Annotated in this window: 15 protein-coding genes and 6 pseudogenes; 5 read left to right on the top strand and 16 right to left on the bottom strand. The window is 43.5% G+C overall.

What is annotated here, in order from left to right; translation table 11 throughout:
• Positions 1-564: 564 nt before the first annotated feature.
• A complete protein-coding gene (locus M654_RS09385; protein ID WP_026586654.1) occupies positions 565-858 on the bottom strand; it encodes a DUF5316 domain-containing protein in 294 nt (97 codons plus the stop codon).
• Between the two features lie 379 nt (positions 859-1237).
• On the opposite strand from M654_RS09385, the pseudogene M654_RS09380 reads away from it, so the two are divergent.
• Both M654_RS09380 and M654_RS09375 read left to right on the top strand, forming a co-directional pair.
• Positions 1238-2865, top strand: a pseudogene (locus tag M654_RS09380) (T7SS effector LXG polymorphic toxin).
• A 17-nt stretch (positions 2866-2882) separates the two neighbouring features.
• Positions 2883-3401, top strand: coding sequence for a barstar family protein (locus M654_RS09375; protein WP_051290360.1), 519 nt, complete (start codon positions 2883-2885; stop codon positions 3399-3401).
• 40 nt (positions 3402-3441) lie between these two features.
• Here the strand turns inward: M654_RS09375 and M654_RS24350 are convergent.
• The 10 genes and pseudogenes from M654_RS24350 to M654_RS09330 all read right to left on the bottom strand — a co-directional run.
• A pseudogene (locus tag M654_RS24350) lies at positions 3442-3713 on the bottom strand (peptidoglycan-binding domain-containing protein); the annotation flags it as partial.
• A gap of 96 nt (positions 3714-3809) precedes the next feature.
• Positions 3810-3893: pseudogene (locus M654_RS24345) on the bottom strand (hypothetical protein); the annotation flags it as partial.
• Positions 3894-3958: 65 nt separating this feature from the next.
• Positions 3959-4284: pseudogene (locus M654_RS09360) on the bottom strand (phage terminase large subunit); the annotation flags it as partial.
• Positions 4284-4994, bottom strand: a pseudogene (terS, locus tag M654_RS24340) (phage terminase small subunit). The pseudogenes M654_RS09360 and terS, both read right to left, overlap by 1 nt.
• 137 nt (positions 4995-5131) lie before the next feature.
• Entirely contained in the window at positions 5132-5530 is a 399-nt protein-coding gene (locus M654_RS09350) for a hypothetical protein (protein WP_026586649.1), read from the bottom strand.
• A gap of 207 nt (positions 5531-5737) precedes the next feature.
• Positions 5738-6652: a hypothetical protein gene (locus M654_RS09345; protein WP_026586648.1), complete on the bottom strand. Its 915-nt coding sequence runs from the start codon at positions 6650-6652 to the stop codon at positions 5738-5740.
• A 166-nt stretch (positions 6653-6818) separates the two neighbouring features.
• Positions 6819-7328, bottom strand: a complete 510-nt coding sequence (locus M654_RS09340; protein WP_051290359.1) for a hypothetical protein — start codon at positions 7326-7328, stop codon at positions 6819-6821.
• A gap of 19 nt (positions 7329-7347) precedes the next feature.
• The gene (locus M654_RS24105; protein ID WP_268884425.1) at positions 7348-7470 is read right to left on the bottom strand and encodes a hypothetical protein; all 123 of its coding nucleotides are present in this window, start codon (positions 7468-7470) and stop codon (positions 7348-7350) included.
• Between the two features lie 131 nt (positions 7471-7601).
• Complete coding sequence (locus M654_RS09335; protein WP_051290358.1) at positions 7602-8276, bottom strand: hypothetical protein; 675 nt, start codon at positions 8274-8276, stop codon at positions 7602-7604.
• 265 nt (positions 8277-8541) lie between these two features.
• Positions 8542-8643 (bottom strand): annotated as a pseudogene (locus M654_RS09330) (recombinase RecT); the annotation flags it as partial.
• A gap of 194 nt (positions 8644-8837) precedes the next feature.
• Here M654_RS09330 and M654_RS09325 point away from each other — a divergent pair.
• Positions 8838-9170 carry a tyrosine-type recombinase/integrase gene (locus tag M654_RS09325; protein ID WP_236251254.1) on the top strand — a complete coding sequence of 111 codons (333 nt, stop codon included), beginning with the start codon at positions 8838-8840 and terminating at the stop codon, positions 9168-9170.
• A 304-nt stretch (positions 9171-9474) separates the two neighbouring features.
• A complete protein-coding gene (locus M654_RS09320) occupies positions 9475-10779 on the top strand; it encodes a S1C family serine protease (RefSeq protein WP_026586644.1) in 1305 nt (434 codons plus the stop codon).
• A gap of 58 nt (positions 10780-10837) precedes the next feature.
• On the opposite strand, the gene M654_RS09315 is transcribed toward M654_RS09320, so the two are convergent.
• On the bottom strand, positions 10838-11791 hold the full coding sequence (locus M654_RS09315; protein WP_026586643.1) for a ring-cleaving dioxygenase: 954 nt from the start codon (positions 11789-11791) through the stop codon (positions 10838-10840).
• A 327-nt stretch (positions 11792-12118) separates the two neighbouring features.
• Between M654_RS09315 and M654_RS09310 the strand changes: the two genes are divergently transcribed.
• A complete protein-coding gene (locus M654_RS09310; protein ID WP_026586642.1) occupies positions 12119-13444 on the top strand; it encodes an APC family permease in 1326 nt (441 codons plus the stop codon).
• 37 nt (positions 13445-13481) lie between these two features.
• On the opposite strand, the gene M654_RS09305 is transcribed toward M654_RS09310, so the two are convergent.
• The 4 genes from M654_RS09305 to M654_RS09290 all read right to left on the bottom strand — a co-directional run bounded on the left by M654_RS09305 (position 13482) and on the right by M654_RS09290 (position 19567).
• Positions 13482-14369: a carbohydrate ABC transporter permease gene (locus M654_RS09305; RefSeq protein ID WP_026586641.1), complete on the bottom strand. Its 888-nt coding sequence runs from the start codon at positions 14367-14369 to the stop codon at positions 13482-13484.
• 17 nt (positions 14370-14386) lie between these two features.
• Entirely contained in the window at positions 14387-15340 is a 954-nt protein-coding gene (locus M654_RS09300; protein WP_026586640.1) for an ABC transporter permease, read from the bottom strand.
• A gap of 38 nt (positions 15341-15378) precedes the next feature.
• Positions 15379-16902: an extracellular solute-binding protein gene (locus M654_RS09295; RefSeq protein ID WP_035428021.1), complete on the bottom strand. Its 1524-nt coding sequence runs from the start codon at positions 16900-16902 to the stop codon at positions 15379-15381.
• Positions 16903-16963: 61 nt separating this feature from the next.
• On the bottom strand, positions 16964-19567 hold the full coding sequence (locus M654_RS09290; RefSeq protein ID WP_026586638.1) for an exo-rhamnogalacturonan lyase family protein: 2604 nt from the start codon (positions 19565-19567) through the stop codon (positions 16964-16966).
• Positions 19568-19746 lie beyond the last annotated feature (179 nt).

The following is a 19746-nucleotide window of genomic DNA, read 5'->3' as shown; positions in this document are numbered from 1 at the left end:
GTTCCGCTGCAAGAGAAAGTATTACCTTCATACTTTCTTGAACGTCCTTTCATGTCAAAACATGTATATAAATACGACTATAAGCAAAAATAGACCTTTTTGGAATGCCTTTAATGTGATTTAATAACAATTAAGTGGAAATTAAGAAGGATATGATACTTTTATGAGAATTCTTTGGATTTTTCTAGGGTTTGCTTTGTTTGGGATAGTAATGAATACTATCAAAGAAAATTTCTAGTCTACTGTGCCAACAATTATTTTATTGGTTTTTATGGCTGTTTGTTTGATATTTGACCTAGTTAAACGTAAGAGGAATCAAGAGCAGCGCGAAAAAAAATATGAGTCTATATGGTGGATTACAACACTACTCATGGTTTTCGTGATGACTTTTAATACTTTCTTTTGGAGAATTGACCCTGTGTATATTTTCATTGTTATATTGTTGCACATTTTGTTCATGGGGATCATGAAGAGTAGACTAAAGAAAACTGAAACAGATAAAACATGACCGACGGCCTGCTTTTCACTTCCAAAATCGCCAAGGTAGCGGCTCTGCCGGGCGAGTTACATGATAAAAAAAGCTATGCTGGCGATGATGTGAGGCAACCCGAGCAGCAGAATGTTAATTGACATTTTTGTTCTTGTGTCTCTGTGTTCTTTTGTTTCAGAAAAATAATTGGCCCGTTGTTTGTCGCCATTTACAAAGGCTCCCAAAAAGATCCCGGAGACGAGAATAGAAATAATTCCAACTGTTCCTGAAACCTTGATGATCAGGCTGTGATCTTGTGTAAAAACTGAGACAATTAAGCTCACAGCTAAACAGGCAAGACCAATTAAGAACCAAATCCATCTTTTCATTTTAATTCACGCCTTCGTATTTTTATAAATACGATACCGTACTTTTCGTGTTTTAGGAAGCCAAAGTGTCATTTACGAGCTGAAGCCTCCAAGTAGATGATCTTCTTTTAAGTGTGACTTAGCTTGTACCACCAAGAGACTCGGTATAGCTTTTGGTGACTGCAAATTGCCGGAGATGGCCCCAAAGGTGTAGACCACGGTCTATAGTTAAGATAAAAATACGTCCTCCTTTTCTCAAAAAAACCCTCAATAAAATAGGTATAATAACCTAAAACAAATGATTCATTTTCGTGGATAGGCAGGATTTTTTCACCAATATCTTTCCGTAAAGTGGTAAACTCTATACTGATTGTAACCATTAGTATTAGAGGAGAATGCCATGAAAACCTTGGATGTTCAGGCGTTGCACCATGCAATTGACAAAACGCTGGAACAATTAAAACAACAATCAGACGAAATCGCCAAAGTCAAAAAAGCCGTTAAGGACATCACATCACTTGATGATGCTTTAAAGGGAAAAGGCGGCGACGCGATCCGTGCCTTTTACGAGGAATGCCACACCCCTTTTTTGCAGTTCTATGACACTTTCATAGAGGAATACAGTTCCACGCTAAAGAAAATGAAAAGTGCGCTGAATTTTACGAGGAATGCCACACCCCTTTTCTACAGTTCTATGATACTTTCATAGAGGAATACAGTTCCGCGCTGAAGAAAATGAAAAACGCGTTGAATTCCCTGGAACCAAACCATAATGGATTTATTTCACAGTCCTTTCTCGAGCACGAACTTGAGAATGGTTTAAATGCTGCTGATCGAACAACGAAACATTTGGTTTCCAAGACCAACGCGACAATCGCAAAAGTCAGTCATATCGTTGATCTGCCGGATTTGAACGACAGCGATTTTCACGAACAGAATCAGAAAGCGTTAAAGGAAATCAGCACGACTCTTGAAAAGCTGCATGCGTTTGACCGCGAGCAAACAAACGCCCTCAAAACGGCTGAAAACGACCTTGAGACGATGCAGAAATACATTGCGCGGCTCGAAAAGATGTATACCGGACCAAAAATTGAAATAACCGGCTATCAACAAAAAGGCGCGATTTTAAAGCCGGAGATGGATACCCTGAGTGGAAATCAAGAAACAGCGATGGGTGTTATGTTGAAAAAAGTCGGAGACAAAGAAGACACTGAAATGAATACTCTCGCCGACCCTGACCGAACAAAAAAATTGGCGACACAAAAAGTTTCTAAGAAAGTGTATAGTGAAGAGGAGTTAGAAAAGCTAGAAAAGAAATATACTGTTTATAATGACACAGTGTACCGAGCTTATATAGATGGTAATATAATCGTCAAGTTAGAACCTACTTACACCCTTCCTGAAGATGTTGAAAAAAGCGAATGGGAAAAATATCTAGAGACCGGTTTGGAATTTGCAGGAGTTTATGATGCAGTAAGAGCCGGATTTGGGTACGACCTTGCAACAGGTGAAATCGTTTCAGTCAAAGATCGTTTTTTAGCTGGATTTTATGTCACACCTTTTGGAAAAGCATTTAAATACGGAAAACGCGGTTACAAATTATTCAAAGGTGAGGAATCAGCAAAGAAAATTGCAAAGGTTGAGAAAGGTGCGAAATCAACTGAGCAAGCTTCTAAGGCTGAAAAAGGCGGGAAAACAACCGAAGATGTTGGTAAAATTGATGAAAAAGACAAGTCCGGTGCTAAAGGGACAAACAAAATTGAAATTCCTTCGAAAGCAAAGCATGTACTTGAAGAAGTAACCAAGAAAAACGGAACACCTCCAAAAGGCTACAAAGGCGGAAAGCCTTTTGAAAACAGTGGTAAATACGGCGGGCAGAAATTACCATCGGGCACTACCTATAAGGAGTATGATGTTAACCCTAAAGTTAAAGGCCAGGATAGAGGTGCAGAGAGAATTGTAATTGGGGAAGATGGTTCAGCCTGGTATACAAATGATCATTATAAAACATTCGTTAGAATGAGATAGGAGAGATATATCATATTATGAAAATGTTAGATGGGATTTTAATGTTGCAAGAACCGTATATTCATTTACTTGTTGGGGAACAGGAATCATTCGATGAAATCGCAGAAAAAAATTCTTATGCGACAAACAATGAAAGCGAAGTATTTTTAACTGTAATTGAGGGTAATAATTGTATAACTCCTGAACACTTAATGAAAGAATTTGCAAAAAAACTAAAGTTCCCAAATTATTTCGGAGAAAATTGGGCAGCATTCGACGAATGTATTAATGATTTAGATTGGTTAGATTCTGAAAAATATGTTTTATTTATTAGAAATTCCGATAAGTTGTTACTGCAAAATGAAGAGTTTAATGTGTTTGTGGATATTTTAAATTCGGCAATAAATGAGTGGGTATCAGGGAGAGAATACGATTCTTTTCCAACTCCTCCTACTCCATTTCATGTAGTATTACATTGTGAAAAAGAAAACGAGGAAAAATTGGACTCAATTTTATCAAATAAAAATATAAATAAATTCGAGAAAATTCAAATATAAGTTTTTTAAGAGAAGGCGCCTCAACTGGCGCCTTCTTTATTTATTTCAATTTCGCTTCGAGTTTTGCTTTCGTTTTCGGTCCGTAAATACCATCAGCAGACAGCCCGTGAACCATCTGGAACCGTTTGACCGCGTTAGCTGTTTTCTTCCCGTAATACCCGTCAATACCGTTATTCTTGGCCCCTTTGTCCGGGTAATAATAAAGAGCAGCCAGCGCCGCCTGAATCTGTCGGACAGCCGTTCCTTTCATCATCTCATCATCGGGCTTTTCACTTTATAGATGCCGGACGGCAGCTTGTAAGATGATTTTTTTCCATTTGAAGATGACTTTTTCTTTTCACTGGCAGACAGTGCTTTTTCTGTTGCTGGTCCGTATATTCCATCAACCGCAATTCCGGCCTTCTTTTGAAAGGATTTGAAAGCCTGCACAGTTTCATTACCGTAAGAACCATCAGCCCCATACTTCGGCAGCGAAAAGCTTGCAGCAATCAAACGCTTTTGCAAAGCCTTGACTTTGGAGCCTGACGATCCTTTTTTCAAGATCGTGCCGGTGGATATAGCTTTGCCGGCTTGTCCATCCCTTTAAAGATGATTTTGCTGCCGTTTGGAACCTAATTTACATCGGTGAGCTGACACATCGGATTTTGTGATCAAGCCCTAAGTCTGTAATGATCTCTTCAAGCAGGGAAAAAGTCGAATCCCTATGGGTGTCGTAAACTTCCCTGACGACTAAGGCTGTCCGCTTTTCCTGCAGTAGTTTCAGAATCAGTTTGAGGACTACATGATAGCTCTTAGATGATCCATAACCGCCGACGAGAAAATAAAACTTCTGCGACCAATCAAAGAGAAAGTCCCTGAAACGAGGATTCACTTCTTTTTCCATCATCGATCACCTTTATCCTTGATGATAATTTCAAACGTTGAGTCATTTTCATTGTCGTTCAGTCGCTCGACTTCGACTTTCGTTTTCTCGATGTTCAATTGCATTTGCTCCATTTTAAGCCGCCGCTCATCCTCTTCATGGGCCATTGCGTCAAATTGCTTAATCAGGCTCCTAAGCTCACCCATAGCCCGAGATTGAGCATACAGGAAGGTTGCGTGACGATCCCAGGCGAACTGAATTTCATATTCTTCCTCATCAACGGTTTTTTGTAATTGCTCATTGCCGTTTTCATCATCTTCCAAATGAAAAGAGTATTTTCCCTTTTTCATCTCTTTTGCAAGATCGTCCTTATCCTGAACGAACATGATGCACTGCGCCCGGATAATGGCCGCGTATTGGATCTGGATCTGAATTTGATCCTACATCATATCAGCCGGTGAATGTTCCTGTATCTCTTCCATGATCTCGAGGGTTTCCTCCGGGAGAAACTTGGAGAAAAAGCCGTGAGTCACAGCATTCTGATTTCCCTTCGGTGCGCCGCCGTTGTTCCCGAGTGCATTTATATTGCCGGGAGGCGCAACTACTTTTTTGTGTGCACACTTTTTTCAATGGATGCACCCTTTTTTTCTTTCCTAACCATGCCTCCTTTTCCATGACTTGATGGTGTTGACTGACACCCCATACTTTTCGGCAAGGTCCTTGTATTTTATTCATTTAACGTAATCTTTTTGTGCTTGAATGTGCTTTTCGGCAGTCTACATTCACCCGCCGCCCCCTTCTGATTTGTTTTTTTGGGAAAATAAAAAAGGACAACCCTAGAGGCTATCCCAACGTGTTTTTTAAGGTTTTATTGAACAATATCTACATAACACCTCATATCATCATATTCTTCGCCACCAGCATCTTCAAATCCAAATATATATTGATTTGCATTTGATTCATTTCTAATTGCACTCATAATCCAAGGTTTAGAGGCACTTGGAGGAGAAGATTTATGCCACCCTGTCACTCTATACCACTCATCTTGTGCAGTGTTGTTTTCAGGCGTTGCCCAATCATTTAGCGATCTATTATAATTTCCTCGTTCCACTAATTTGCGGTCGCTATTTTGTGGGTAGATACATATTGCATTTTCAAAATGAGCATCACTTGAAAAGCGAAATTGTGCCCTAAATCCGCATGGAACTTTAACCCACCCTATCTGATTTGAAATTAATTCTTTAGTGTTGTCTGGACCATAACACATAAAGAATCCTCCTTCGTTAATAAAGTTACGCTATTATAATTTACATTTAATTACATTTTATACTTTTAATTAATTGGTTTTTATGTTTTCACACAGTTTCTTCATATTCCGCCCACACTCAGGGGCCTTCTTTAGCCGCCGATTGTCTATTCTGAGATTCACTGGACACGGTTTACAGAGAACATAAAAAAGCACCCAGATGGATGCCTAAGATTCATTAAACTTACTGTCAATATCTTTTATAATAGTTCTAAGTTCCACAATGTCTTTCTCTTCGTTTGATTCAAGAAGAAAGCAGTCTGCCTTATCCGGAGAAATAAATATTATTTCAAGATTTTCATTTGAGTTATTTAACGTTACCATATTCCAATTAAGAGCTAACTTCTTTTTAATCTCTCTTATATCACTAGTCAATTTTTCAACATTTTTAAGTTTTTCTTCATAAGCTTGTTGAGTGATTAGATGTAGTCTAGAAGTATTTCTTAAAGAAAGTCTCCTTAAGAATAAACTGAAGCCCACTACTAAAACTATAAAGGCAAATGCTTGAAAAAAGAATCCAACAGTATCATAATATACCATGTTAAATATTGGATTTATAAACCTTTCTAACTGATTATTATCTGGATCCGTAAGATCAAAAAAAGCAAAAAAAGACCTAGTAGGATTAGACTTTGATGCTTTTATATATTCTTGTTGAATACCAAAAGCAGTTAAACTAAAGATAAATGTAAAGAGCGGAACTACAAAAGATACAACTCCAGTAAAGAAAGGCAAAAAAAACAAATTAACAAATGTGGCACGTGATAAGAAATTCTCTTTCCTTTTAAACTCATCTTCTGTTGCAATTTTAATCATTTTTAAATCATCTATACTATGGTTATTTATTAACCAACTCTTTATGGTTTTCATTCTGCGTATGCTTAATACATCAATTATATGAAATTTCGAGAAAAATTTTAGCAAACCTTCCTGAGAACTTTCCCTAGTATTTTTTAAAATATAATGTTTAATTATAAGTTCATTTTTTTCTATTACACTTTTCTTAAAAAGAATCCCCAAGAATATCAGTATAAAATACGGGACTAAGAATGCGATTAAATTTTGCAGTAATAAATATCTCATTGAAAATTGACCTCCTGAAGCTTATATTACAACATAAAAAAAAATAGAGAAATAAGCAATTAGACTTCCCGTCGAATATTTATGAGGTCTAAATGAAAAGATGTCCTTGCTAATAAATTGCAAGTTAAAAAACGACTCCGCATAATTACAGAGTCGCATTTACTCACTATATTTTGCGTCGTGACTCGGGATTATCTGCCTCCCCGTCCTGTCTTCCATTTTGCACGACGGATTTTTCTGGGTTCAACAACTGCACAATGCGGCAATTTTGGCACAACTGGTTGATGATTTCGTCTTTCATTCGCCTTACGGTTTCCAGCGATATGCCGAGATGAAGGCTAATGGCTCGATAGCTCATTCCTTCCATCATGCAATCATAATTGACTTTATGCTGTTTCCCTTCGATATTTCTTGCTGCCGCTTCAATCGCATATACGCGTGCCTCAAAATACTCCAGACGTTTGTAAAGGCGTTCTTCTCTCAAGTCCATTTGCTTTAATTCGGCCTGGCTTTTCCCCGGGCTTCCCTTTGGCATAGCCGCCTCCAATCCATACTGAGCAACACCCCAGCTCCGCATAGGAATGTCAGAACCATAAAGCACCCTTTGCAATCTCTGAACCTCTTTTGCCATCCAATAATAACTACTGATCAGCTTTTCAATTTCTTTTTTATTCATAATCCATGCCCCCTTATCGTTACCTGAATGCCCCGCCTTTGGCTCTTTTATAGATGGGTCTGTTTGTATCCATCATGTTTCTTAAATCCCGTTCAGTGAGCTTTTCCAGCTTTTTGGCTGGCTTCTTGTTTTGCTGCTTCATTTATCAATCACCCCCCGCCTTAAATTTTTTCTTTCAATAAGGCTACGGCCGGGAGAAAAAATAAAAAACGGACACCAAACCAACAGCGTAAATGCTGTAAGTTCAGTGTCCGCAGGCTTTCCGTCTTGGACTTATTTTTTTTGTTCTAAATCACTTATACATGCGTCAAGTATCTCTTCCAGTAAACGATTTCTTTTTTTATTTATTGCATAATCAGTTGTTAAAGCCGCAAGAATGCTCATAAAATACCATCCGAGAGTTATAAAGTTTAATATAGTAAGGAACATTGGATTAACATCTGGAAAATCACTAGGTTTAAGTACCTCCAATGTCTCTCTATTATTGATAGCAAACAATAATATCGGACCCGTTAAAACAGTAATAATTGATCGTGATAGGATTTCCATATGTCCTTCTGAATTCTTTGTTTTAAAATATCCTTTTAATAATCTCAACTTAAAAACATCAAAACCAGCATAGACTTTTAAACACTTACTTACTGCTTCTAAATTTTCCATCAAACCTTTAACATCAATATCTGAAAGCTGAGAAACCAACTCTCTGTCAGTTGGTTGATCTAACCAAAGATACAGGTTATCTCTCTTTATTCTTAAAGGACTTAGAAAAACAACATAAGGAACATACCAAACGAAAAAGTAAGCCCCAATGACCATTATATAAAAAATAGGTGTATATAACTTTAAATTCCAACAAATAATCGATACAAGAACTAATCCTAATATCATTAAAAATAACCACAGAAATTGTTTAAAGACAAGCATAAAACCTTTCAGAAAATCAAGCAAGTTCCTAACTCCCTTTAGCATTAAATTCAAAACGATCCAAAATATATTTTACTGTATATTGCTAGAAAAACTAAAGGGTTTTAGTTTAATTTTTTAGCACTTTTAGATAAGTCAATCTTCCTATATTTTAAATCTTACTCTGCCACATGGAGGGACATCGCTGACGCATATGGCAAAGCCGCTGATAAGCACGAAGAGTAATCCGAAAAACTAGTTACTGATCTCCGTCGCAAACACTAATCCCAGGGTGAAAACGAGGATTCGCCGCCGTTTCCCCATACGGGACAATCCAGGCATAACTCAAGTTTTTATCTATTGGCAGATCAAGTGTAGCTGCCACTATAGCTGAAGAAATAACGCTCAATGGTCTGATTTGAATTTCGAAACAAATGAAATCCGAATTACCAAGACGATATATTCAGAAAAGGGCAATATGAAAGAATATGAGTTAGCGCCACCCAAAACCGTCGGTTCAATCCGGACCATTCAAATCGATAAACAGATCATGGAAATGCTAAAGGATTTCCAAATTGAACAGAAAAAAGAAGATTAAGATCACGTATTCCCCCGGAAGAATACCATAACGAAAATTTTGTTTTCGCAAGATCAAAAGGATACCCTACCCTACAAAATACTCTGATCGATCGCATGGAAAGAATATTGAAAAAAACATCTATCAAGAAACATGCTACACCCCATATTTTCAGACATACACATATCAGCATGTTGACTGAAGCCGGTGTTGATCTTCCAACAATCATGGATAAGGTAGGGCACGATGATATGAAAACTACGATGAAAATTTATACACATATCACCAATAAAATGAAAAAAGATGCTTCGCAAAAAGTTCAGGAGACTTTTGGTGACATCCTTAATATCGGGATTTCATAAATAAATGTTATTAAAATGTTATTTTTTCAATGAGAAAGGAAAATAAAATCGTGAAAACCCTTGATACAATAAGGATTTCGATTGATTTACTAAATCATCCGCGCCATGCTCCCGTATCCGATAAAACCGATTTTGTTCAATGTTCGTCAACACCTCTGGAATGTCGTATTGTAAGAAAAAAGCATCCATATCTATTCTATCCTTTTCCTTTGACAATTTCCCACATTCTTTTCATGTTTATCCCACAGTCTTTGTTTATGATGGGTGTATCAAAGGATATGATAACAATAGGAGCGTGGAGAAAATGGAATATAACAGGGAAAATCAACCTCAAACCGAAAACGAAATCATCGTCTCTGATAAACAGCCAAATCAAAAATTAAAACCAGAACAACAAAAGCGGAGACTATCATGGATGACGCCGATCATCAGCGGCATCATCGGCGGAAGCCTCGTCCTCGGCGTGTCGACTTATCAGCACTCAAAAGACCAGACAGTCGATTCGTCCGCTCAGACACAAACCAATCAAACATCCACTTCTTCGTCAGCGAACGAGACGAAGACGGAAAAGCTGTCATCTACAAGCTCTTCCGACGTGTCAGCAATGGTTGAGAACATATCGCCGGCCATCGTCGGCATCTCAAACTATCAAAAACAGACAGAGAATGGTATGTTCGGCTTTGAGAGCAGCGATAACACGAACAGCGGCAGCTCAACCGAGGAAGAAACAGGCACGGGGTCAGGCGTCATTTATAAAAAAGCGAACGGAAAAGCGTATATCATTACGAACAACCATGTCGTCGAAGGCGCAAGCAAGCTGAAGGTTTCTCTCTCAAACGGGAAAGAAGTCGAGGGCAAACTGGTCGGAAGCGACTCCTTGACAGACCTTGCCGTTGTCGAAATTTCTGCGGATAACGTCGAAAAAGTGGCGTCATTCGGAGATTCGTCAAGCTTAAGGGCGGGCGAATCGGTCGTCGCCATCGGCAATCCGCTCGGCAAAGACCTTTCCCGCACCGTCACACAAGGAATCATCAGCGGTGTTGACCGGACCGTATCCGTCAACACATCTGCCGGCGAAACGGAAATGAACGTCATTCAAACGGATGCCGCGATCAATCCTGGTAACAGCGGCGGTGCTCTGTTGAACACGAAAGGCGAAGTGATCGGCATCAACAGCATGAAGATCAGTGAAACAGGCGTGGAAGGCATCGGTTTTGCGATTCCGAGCAATGATGTCAAACCGATTGCAGAAGAGCTGATGTCCAAAGGCAAAATCGAACGTCCATACATCGGCATCAGCATGATGGATCTGAGCCAGGTTCCGGAAAACTATCAAACCGGAACACTCGGTTTAAAGAGCAGCCAATTAAACAAAGGCGTCTACATCGGCCAAGTCGCTTCAGGATCTCCTGCCGAAAAAGCGGGGCTTAAAGAAAATGATGTGATCGTCAGCCTGAACGACAAAGAAACCGCTGCCGGCAGCACCCTTCGCAACATCCTGTACAAAGATACGCAAATCGGCGATACGATAAAAGTGAAAATCATCAGAAACGGCAAGACAATGACCAAGCAAGTGAAACTTGATCAAAAAGAAGAAGCATCTTCTTAAATCAATCCCCCCTGTTTGATATAACAAAAAACAAGGCCCTTAACACGGGCCTTGTTTTTTATTTGATCGGTGTAAGACGGGCTTCGATTTCTGTTCGCCTGTTTTCAAGGTATGGCGGAAGCGCAAGGCTTTGTCCCAGCTCATCGAGTCCTTCGTCAACATGAAAGCCGGGTCCGTCGGTGGAAAGCTCAAAGAGGATGCCGTTCGGCTCTCTGAAATAGAGCGCTTTAAAATAATAGCGCTCAACAATGCCGGAATTCGTGAAACCGTGCGCACTGATTTTTTCATGCCATTTTTGCAGTTCGTCTTCATTTTTGACGCGGAATGCGACATGGTGGACACTGCCTTTTCCGGGACGCTCTCTTCTCATGTCTTGCGTTTCTGTGAGATGAACCTCTGTGGCGGCTCCGCCGTCTCCTGATTCAAACACAACCAGCTCCCGGCCGCTTCCATCAAGCTCCTCTTTTGCAACACGCTTAAAGCCGAGAAGTTCTGTCAGCACTTCTTCAGTCGGGCCTCTATCGGGAACGGACAGCTCGACAGGCCCAAGTCCTCTGATCTGAAACTCTTCCGGAATAGGACTGTTTTTCACTGGCACCCCATGATCTTTACCTTCAGCGTCCGCTACAAGAATGATCGTTTGCCCTTCATGATCGAAAAAGCGGAGAACGCTCCGTCCCGCACGCTGCATGATCCCGTCTTGCCTGACGCCGAGTTCATCAAGGCGCCGCTGCCAAAAACCGAGGGCTTCCTCGCTCGGAACCCTGAGGGACACTGATGAAATGCAGTTTGTTCCTTGTATCTTTCGGGCCAGCATCGGAATCTCGAAAAACGTCAAATCTGAACCAGGGGTTGCAACCTCATCACCGTAAAACAAATGATACATTGTCGGATCATCCTGATTGACCGTTTTCTTGATCAGTCTCATGCCAAGCCCTTTGACGTAAAAGTCGAGATTTTTTTGCGCGTTGGCCGTTAAAGCGGATACGTGGTGAATGCCGTTCACTTTCATCTTGTATAATCTCCTCTCAATTAAATATCTCGAATTCGAGATATTTTCTTTTCTTCAAAAATAGGTGATTTCAGATGAAAAGTCAACCAATACGGCTTTCGATCCGGTTCGTTTCTAAGGGTAAGCAAAACACTAACAATATAACTTTTAATAGATTACATAGTTCGTTTATAACCGCATTTTTTTAGTTTTACTCTGTGAAAAACAATGACCTTCAAAGGAAATACGAAAATCTGAAAATTTATTTTATTTTTATTTTGAAAAAAAGGTATTACAATATAAAAATAGTTTTTTACAAAAAGAATGACACAACAGGAGGCGTAGCAAATGAATGCAGACACAAACGGACTAAAAAAAGAGATTGGCTTGTTATTTGCGCTTTCTCTTGTGATTGGCACGATCATCGGCTCGGGCGTGTTTATGAAGCCCGGCAGTGTTCTTTCTTATTCCGGGAATGCACAGATCGCCCTTTTCGCCTGGCTTCTCGGAGGCATTTTGACGCTTGCGGGCGGACTGACGATCGCCGAAATCGGCACGCAAATTCCGAAAACGGGCGGGTTGTACACGTATCTGGAAGAAATCTACGGAGAGTTTTGGGGCTTTTTGTGCGGCTGGGTGCAGATCATCATCTACGGACCGGCGATCATCGGCGCCCTTGGGCTATATTTCGGGTCGCTTGTGGCCAACTTGTTTTCCTGGGACAAATCATGGACCGCACTGATCGGCATTATTTCCGTCGCGTTTTTGTGCATCATCAACATCATCGGGACAAAGTACGGCGGAGCGGTCCAGACGATCACAACGGTCGGAAAACTGATCCCCATTGTATGTATTGTTGTCTTCGGGCTCTGGCAAGGTGATGAACATATTTTCAGCGAAGTCAAAAGCTTCGGCGGAGAGAATTTCGGAGCGGCGGTGCTGGCGACATTGTTTGCCTACGACGGCTGGATTCTTCTTGCCGCACTCGGCGGAGAAATGAAAAACCCGGAAAAGGTGCTTCCAAAAGCGATGACCGGAGGCATTTTGATTGTGACGGCGTGCTATCTGTTTATCAATCTGGCGCTCTTGCATATTCTGCCGGCAGAACAGATTGTCGCACTCGGTGAAAATGCGACAAGCACCGCCGCTTCGATGCTGTTTGGACCGCTCGGCGGAAAATTGATCTCCATCGGTATTATCGTCAGCATTTTCGGCTGTTTAAACGGAAAAGTTCTGTCTTTCCCGCGCGTTATTTTCGCGATGGCGGAAAAAAAACAGCTGCCGTTTTCGCGCTGTATCTCGCATGTCCACCCGACATTCCATACGCCTTGGATTGCCGTCACCGTACAGATCATGATTGCCGTCGTCCTCATGATGATCAGCAATCCGGAAAAGCTGTCTGAGGTTTCGATTTTTATGATCTATATCTTTTATGTGATGGCATTTTTCGCGGTGTTTATTCTGAGGAAGAAAAACAGCGGACAGGAAAGATCCTACAGTGTGCCGCTTTACCCTTACATGCCGATTGCGGCTATTGCCGGATCGCTGTTTGTCCTTTTCAGCACCCTGATCACAGACTTTTACAGCTGCCTCTGGTCTATCTTGATCGGCCTTGCCGGACTCCCTGTTTATGTGTGGATGAAAAAACGAAACAAAGGCGGCTCCCATGTATAAGCCGCCCGCTGCTGCCGAAGATGTCCGGCAGCTTTTTTTATCCTTTGACAGACCCGATCAATATCCCTTTTGCAAAATGTTTCTGCAAAAACGGATAAACCGCTAAAATCGGCAGTGTCGCTATGACAATGACGGCCAGTTTGATCGACTGTTCCGGCGGCACCGCACTCTCCATCATCTCATTGGTCGTCCCGGTCAAGTCGGACAGGATCGTCACCTGGCGCAGCACCATCTGCAGCGGCCATTTGGCGCTGTCATTGATATAAAGCAGGGCATGAAAAAAGTCGTTCCAGATGCCGACCGCATAAAACAGGGCAAAGGTGGCGATGATCGGCTTTGACAGCGGAAGGGCGATCCTCAGGAATACGCCGATTTCTGAACAGCCGTCTATTTTCGCCGATTCCTCGAGTTCTTTCGGCAGCTGCTGAAAAAAGTTTTTGATAATGATCAAATTAAACGGATTAATCGCCATCGGCAAAATTAAAGCCCAATAGGAATCGAGCAGTCCGAGTGTTTTGACGACGATATAGGTCGGAATCATCCCCCCGCTGAAAAGCATCGCGAAAATCACGAGATTTAAAAGCAAATTCCGGCCTTTGAGGTTCCGTTTCGCAAGGGGATAGGCCATCGTAAACGTAAACAACAGCTGAACAAAAGTTCCCACAACCGTAATGAACACGGAAACCCCCATGCTTCTGATAAAGGTCGGCGTAGAAAAAATGTAGCGGTACGCATCCAGTGAAAAGGTTTCCGGAAAGATAAAGAAGCTCCTTTCCGACAGCTCGGCTTCTGTTGCAAAAGACCCGGCGATGATGTACAGAAATGGCAGCACCGTCACAAGCCCCAGGCAGCCAAGAAAGACAATATTAAACACATCGAACACCCGCCCGGCTTTCGTATTATGGAGCGATTCTGAAGCGGACATCCCATCACCTCCATTCATTAAAACAGACCATCCTGGTCGAATTTTTTCGCGACATAATTGGCACCGAAAATCAGGATGATGCCGACGACTGATTTAAAAAGGCCGACTGCCGTGCTGTAGCTGTAAGCCCCTTGGGTAATCCCAACCACATAGACATACGTGTCAAAGATTTCGGCGACGCTCCGGTTTAATGAATTGGTCATTAAAAAGATCTGTTCAAAGCCGATGTTTAAAAAACTGCCGATTCTTAAGATAAGGAGCACGACAATCGTACTTCTGATCGCGGGCAGCGTGATATGCCACATTCTCCTGAAGCGCCCGGCCCCGTCCATCACCGCCGCTTCATACTGTTCCTGGTCAACGGCGGCAAGCGCCGCCAAAAACAGAATCGTTCCCCAGCCCGTCTCCTTCCACATGCTTTGCAGCACGATCATCGGCCTGAACCATTCGGGATCGGAGAGAAATGAGATCTCCCCTCCCGTTACATGCTGCAGCATTTTATTGATAACCCCTGTATCAACCGTAAAAAAGACAAATGTGATGCTGACGACGATCGTCCATGAGACAAAGTGCGGCACATAAATAAACGTCTGAATGCATCGTTTATAAATCGCATGCCTTAATTCATTCAGCAATAGCGCCACGATCAATGGCGCCGGAAAGGCGAAAAGCAAGTCGAGAGCGGCCAGCATCAGCGTGTTGCGCAAGAGCCGGAAGAAATCGGGATTCATAAAAAAATCCTTGAAATACTCGAATCCGACCCATTCGCTCTGCCAAAAGCCGAGATATGGGGAATAATCCTTAAAAGCGATCAATACGCCCCACATCGGCCAATATTTAAAGATGAGAAAATATAAAACACCGGGAACGAGCAGAAGATAAAGCCATTTGTCCCGTTTAAAGGCCGAGAGCCCATTTGTTTTTCTAGCCGCCTTGACAGCAGCCTTCTCCGTTTTTGTGGCGATTTCCATGTCCTAACCCCCCTTTCGTGTGCATTGGCGGAGATGGGCTATTCAGCCTGCCGGTACAATTGATTAAGCTCCTTCATCAAATCCTCGCCGCCGCTTTTATACCAAAGCTCAACGGCATCCTGAAAACCTTTTTCATCAATGTCTCCGATGATAAATTGTGTTTTGGCGTCAAGGATGATGTTGTCGAGCTGTGCGCCTTTTTGCGTGTACACATCTGAAACGAGCGATTCTGCCGGGTTGAAGACGGCGATTTTTTCTCCTTCTTTGATGATCTGTTCACGGTGCTTGAACAGCTTTGACGTTTGTTTTTCAATGTAATATCTTTGTTCCGGAATCCCCATGCTGAACTGGGCGAGCCCTTCGTGTTCGTAAAGCAGTTTTTTGTTATTTTTTTCTAGAGATGTGAATGTTCCGTTTTCGAGCTTATAATTACGCCCCTCAATACCGTTGTTGGCAATGATCTGAGCCTCTTTATCGTTCATTTTGTCCAGGAAGCTCAAAACCTCCCTCAGCTCTTTCTCCGTTTTGACGCTTGCCTTCGGGATGGCAATCATTCCGGCATAGCCAGACGTGGGGAATGTATAGGTCCCCTTCGGCCCTTTTACCGTACCGACGACATCGATCACACCCTTGTTGGCGGGGTCGGCTTCCTCAAGAGCGCTTTGGATTTGTGAAGCCCTTGAACCTGTATCGACGATCACGCCCGCTTTCCCTTTGACGACGGGGTCATTCCATTTCGCCGAATCCATTACGGCAAAATCTTTATTGATCAGCCGTTCATCATAAAGTTTTTTAAAGAACCGCAATGCCTCCATATACTCCTCTGTCGTAAAATCGGGAACGAGCTCGCCGTTCTCATCTACGCCATAGCGATTCGGCGCGCCGAACCAAGTCTGCATAATATCCCACGGACTCCCGTTTCCAAGCCCCATCCATTTCGGCACAACCATGCCGTACGTATCGTCTTTCCCGTTCCCGTCGGGGTCTTTTTCTTTAAATGCTTTCAACACTTCATAAAAATCATCGATCGTTTTCGGCATATCGAGCCCGACGTTGTCCAGCCAGTCGGTTCTGATGATGATCGAAGCCCGAATCAGATCCCTCGCCCTGTATATGCCGTAAATCTCGCCGTTGATCGAGCTGTTTTTCATGATCTTTTCATCAGCCTTGCTGAGATTCGGGTAATCTTTTAAGTATGGAGACAGCTCCCAGAACGCGCCCGCTTTAACCGATTTGATAAATCCTGGTGATTTGTCGGTGATAACGATCGCGTGCGGCAAATCTCCGGACGCCATGACAATGTTGAATTTGTCATTGTAGGAAGAGTTCGGAACCCATGTCACGTTAATTTGTTTTTGCGTATACGTTTCAAGCGCTTTCAATGACGGGCTGTTTTGCCCCGGACTTTCCGGCGATAGAAGCGGTGCCATGATGTGGATCACATCCTTTTGCTTGTCCTTTTCGTTTTGGCTGGATGATTCGTTTGCGCTGCAGCCCATGAGAAGAAAAAAGGCGGCGGAGGCAGCCAGCCATTTTTTCCCCTTGCTTTTTACTACCGGCATTTTCATTCCCCCTTTATGATTTAACAATAAATTTAAAGCGCTTTCATTTTTCCGGCAATCTTCATTTTTTGCCTGTCGCTTGAATGTGTGACATCACCTTTTCCTGAAGCTCCCGACTGGGCGGCATATCGCCGAGAAGCTCCAATACTGCGATTAAGTTTAAACACCATTGCGATACACAGTTTGTCGTCACCCAAGGCATTTCCGTCAGTTCTCTCCAGCTGTTCGTCCGCTTTGGTGTAATCGGCAGTGGTGTATGGCTTTGCGTTTCATCCAGCAAAAGGCGCCACACTTTTTCGGCAAGCTCCCGATCCCGGCGCCGGTGTGCAGCATATGCGGCCATTGCAGCAGCAAACATCGGCCAATGGAACAAACCGTTATGAAGCTTTCCCCCGCTCCTTCGCCGCTTCTCTTCATCGCTCAGCAAATAAAATTCGCCGAATTCACTAAGCATCTCCTTCCATTCTTCATCTTCCAGGAGTCCGGCAAGTTCCATCCATACTTGCGGAGCGCCAAATGCGATCACCATATGGTAGCCGCCTTCGTTCCCGTCTCCCATGTGAAACAAAGCGGCATCCGCCGGATCATAGCCGAACGTCGGCCCTGACAAAAGACGAAGCGGCAATGCTTTCAGCTGGCTGATCCCTTTTTTGATTTTTGCAAGATATGCAGTGTCCCCCGTCCGTTCCCACTGTGTTAGCCAGTTCGAGCAAAACGCCGCCCAATCAGGGCCCACTCTTGTATGTGCAGGAAACCCGCCTTTCGGATAATAAGCTCTCATCGGGTCCAACGTCGCGACTGCTTTGTCGGCATCCTTTCTTTCAGCGAGAATCTCACCCGTGCGTTCATCGGCCGTCAAAAAATAGTACATTTTATGGAGCCCGGCCATGCTGATTCTCGCTTCTTTGCAGCCGCAGCCCCAATGGAGGACATTGTGCCTTGAACCGAGACCTTGATATTCTCCGAAGTGGTAGCAGTCAACCTCGCTTGTATGGCGCGTCATCGCTTCGGCCATTCGGAAGACATCCTCCCTGCCCGACCGGAGAAATGACTGCCAAAGCCACAGATTCGGTACAAGCTCTGTGTTTTGCCATGCGTAACCGCCAAGATCATACCGCCACATATGGCGGACGGGATCATACGTATGCATCACATCACCATAATGCCAATACCCGTACCAGCTTCGCTGTTCGACTTCGTTTTTGTAAAACCGGAAAGCTTCGTCAAGCTGTTCTTCAAGCATCGCTTCTAGCGGACGGCTTGTATCTTTCAAGCTCCAAATCCCAAGTGCGCGGGTGTTGTAATAATAGTCGGGCTCACAAAGCAAAAGCGGCGGATTTTGCCATTCATCCGCCAGTCTCATCAGTTCTTCATCGCTTGGCGGCTTTGTCAAACAGGCGAGATGGACTTCGCTCGTATTGGCAATCCCTGAAGCAGTAGAGCGCATTTCCGCAAAGCCTTCATATGAGCTTTCAACATGGGTGTCCTTTGAATAGTGGCGGAAATCCATCGCTTCCGCTTCCGGAGGCCAAAACCAGACCGTCAATGTCGTTTCATCAGAGGCGAGATTTGCCGCTGTAAGTGAGGACGGATATTTTTCAAAAAAATCCTTTAGCCCTAAAGCGATTCCACCCGTTTCTCCTCCTGCATACATCAGCCCTTTCGCTCTCTCTCCGCGGAAGGCGGGCACCCAGGCACAGCTTTTATCCGTCCGTTTTTGCAAACGGTAGTGATGCGGAGCGTCTTGAACGAGTTGAAAGTCATGCCAAACCGCATTCCGGCGGGCATCCTGAACCACGGCCGATGTTTCTGGTGTCTCACGGACCGGCTGTCCGGCAATTTGTTTTTCATAAATCCCGTTTGATTCGTTAAATCTTCTCGTCACAAGCAGCTGGGCCGCCTCCCCGTAAATGCCGCTGTCAGCCGCATAACGAATGTGCCGATTCCAAGGGGCACCTTTGAAAAGCGCGGAAAACTCCAAGCCGAGCCCTTTGATCCATTCAGTTTGCGGATCTCCGTCGATGAAAATGGTATGCATGATCCGAATGGCCGATACCCCGGCGTAAAAAGACAGTCTGACGGCAAAAGGAAGCCAAGGGTTGCCCCGGTCTTCGCTCCGGTGGACACCTTCTGCTTTCAACACCGCTTTTACCGGCCCGTTTTGTTCAATAACCACCCTGTTGATCATGCTTTTAAATCGTGTGATTTGATAAGTCTCGTGAAAATCTGCGGCAGTCCGTTTTTCTTTTAAGGCGATGAGCCGTCCGTTTTTCGCCATCATTTCCCCGGAAATGGAAATCGAGCTGAACAAGGTCGAGCCTGTTTTCTCCAGCTTGCAGACCATCTCCCCGGTGTCCACTGTGATGCTGTCTTCCTGCTCTGAAATGTGTACGGTGTTTTCAGGTGGTTTTGGACACCCTTTTTGCAGCCAAAAACGGCCGCCGCTCTCTTCTGTGAAAACCGCCGCATGCCCTGTCCATTTCAGCGATCCGTCAGGCCAATAGGCAAGCGGCCATGTTTGTAAGCTAGGCGCCTGACCGTTCTGATCGGCGATGGTGACTGCCTCCCCTTTTTGCAGCACACCTTTTTCCCAGGGAACTCCCCATGTGACGCCACCCGCCCGGGGCGGCGCCTTCAGCCATTTCACTTCAGCCTGTGCTTTCACAAGCGCTCCTCCTCTTTCTGCATTTGTCTGATCAGTCTGTATTTTCCCTTTCCATTCTTTTGACCGTCAATGTTCTTTTTTTGCCTTGGGAACTGGCCGGGATTTCTCCTTATTTGCAGGGCTGCCCTTCTTTTGCAGCCGTATCAGGCAAAAGAAAAGCCGCCGGCATTGCCGGCGGC

The organism is Bacillus sp. NSP9.1, from assembly GCF_000465465.2.
Classification (GTDB): domain Bacteria; phylum Bacillota; class Bacilli; order Bacillales; family Bacillaceae; genus Bacillus; species Bacillus sonorensis_A.
The sequence above is the reverse complement of the archived record's forward strand: the minus strand, read 5'-3'. Positions and strand labels throughout refer to the sequence as shown.

Excerpts from the sequence above, each read along its gene's own strand:
- M654_RS09385 (WP_026586654.1), bottom strand. The coding sequence starts at position 858 with ATGAAAAGATGGATTTGGTTCTTAATTGGTCTTGCCTGTTTAGCTGTG.
- M654_RS09375 (WP_051290360.1), top strand. The coding sequence starts at position 2,883 with ATGAAAATGTTAGATGGGATTTTAATGTTGCAAGAACCGTATATTCAT.
- M654_RS09350 (WP_026586649.1), bottom strand. The coding sequence starts at position 5,530 with ATGTGTTATGGTCCAGACAACACTAAAGAATTAATTTCAAATCAGATA.
- M654_RS09345 (WP_026586648.1), bottom strand. The coding sequence starts at position 6,652 with ATGAGATATTTATTACTGCAAAATTTAATCGCATTCTTAGTCCCGTAT.
- M654_RS09340 (WP_051290359.1), bottom strand. The coding sequence starts at position 7,328 with ATGAATAAAAAAGAAATTGAAAAGCTGATCAGTAGTTATTATTGGATG.
- M654_RS24105 (WP_268884425.1), bottom strand. The coding sequence starts at position 7,470 with ATGAAGCAGCAAAACAAGAAGCCAGCCAAAAAGCTGGAAAAGCTCACT.
- M654_RS09320 (WP_026586644.1), top strand. The coding sequence starts at position 9,475 with ATGGAATATAACAGGGAAAATCAACCTCAAACCGAAAACGAAATCATC.
- M654_RS09315 (WP_026586643.1), bottom strand. The coding sequence starts at position 11,791 with ATGAAAGTGAACGGCATTCACCACGTATCCGCTTTAACGGCCAACGCG.
- M654_RS09310 (WP_026586642.1), top strand. The coding sequence starts at position 12,119 with ATGAATGCAGACACAAACGGACTAAAAAAAGAGATTGGCTTGTTATTT.
- M654_RS09305 (WP_026586641.1), bottom strand. The coding sequence starts at position 14,369 with ATGTCCGCTTCAGAATCGCTCCATAATACGAAAGCCGGGCGGGTGTTC.
- M654_RS09300 (WP_026586640.1), bottom strand. The coding sequence starts at position 15,340 with ATGGAAATCGCCACAAAAACGGAGAAGGCTGCTGTCAAGGCGGCTAGA.
- M654_RS09295 (WP_035428021.1), bottom strand. The coding sequence starts at position 16,902 with ATGCCGGTAGTAAAAAGCAAGGGGAAAAAATGGCTGGCTGCCTCCGCC.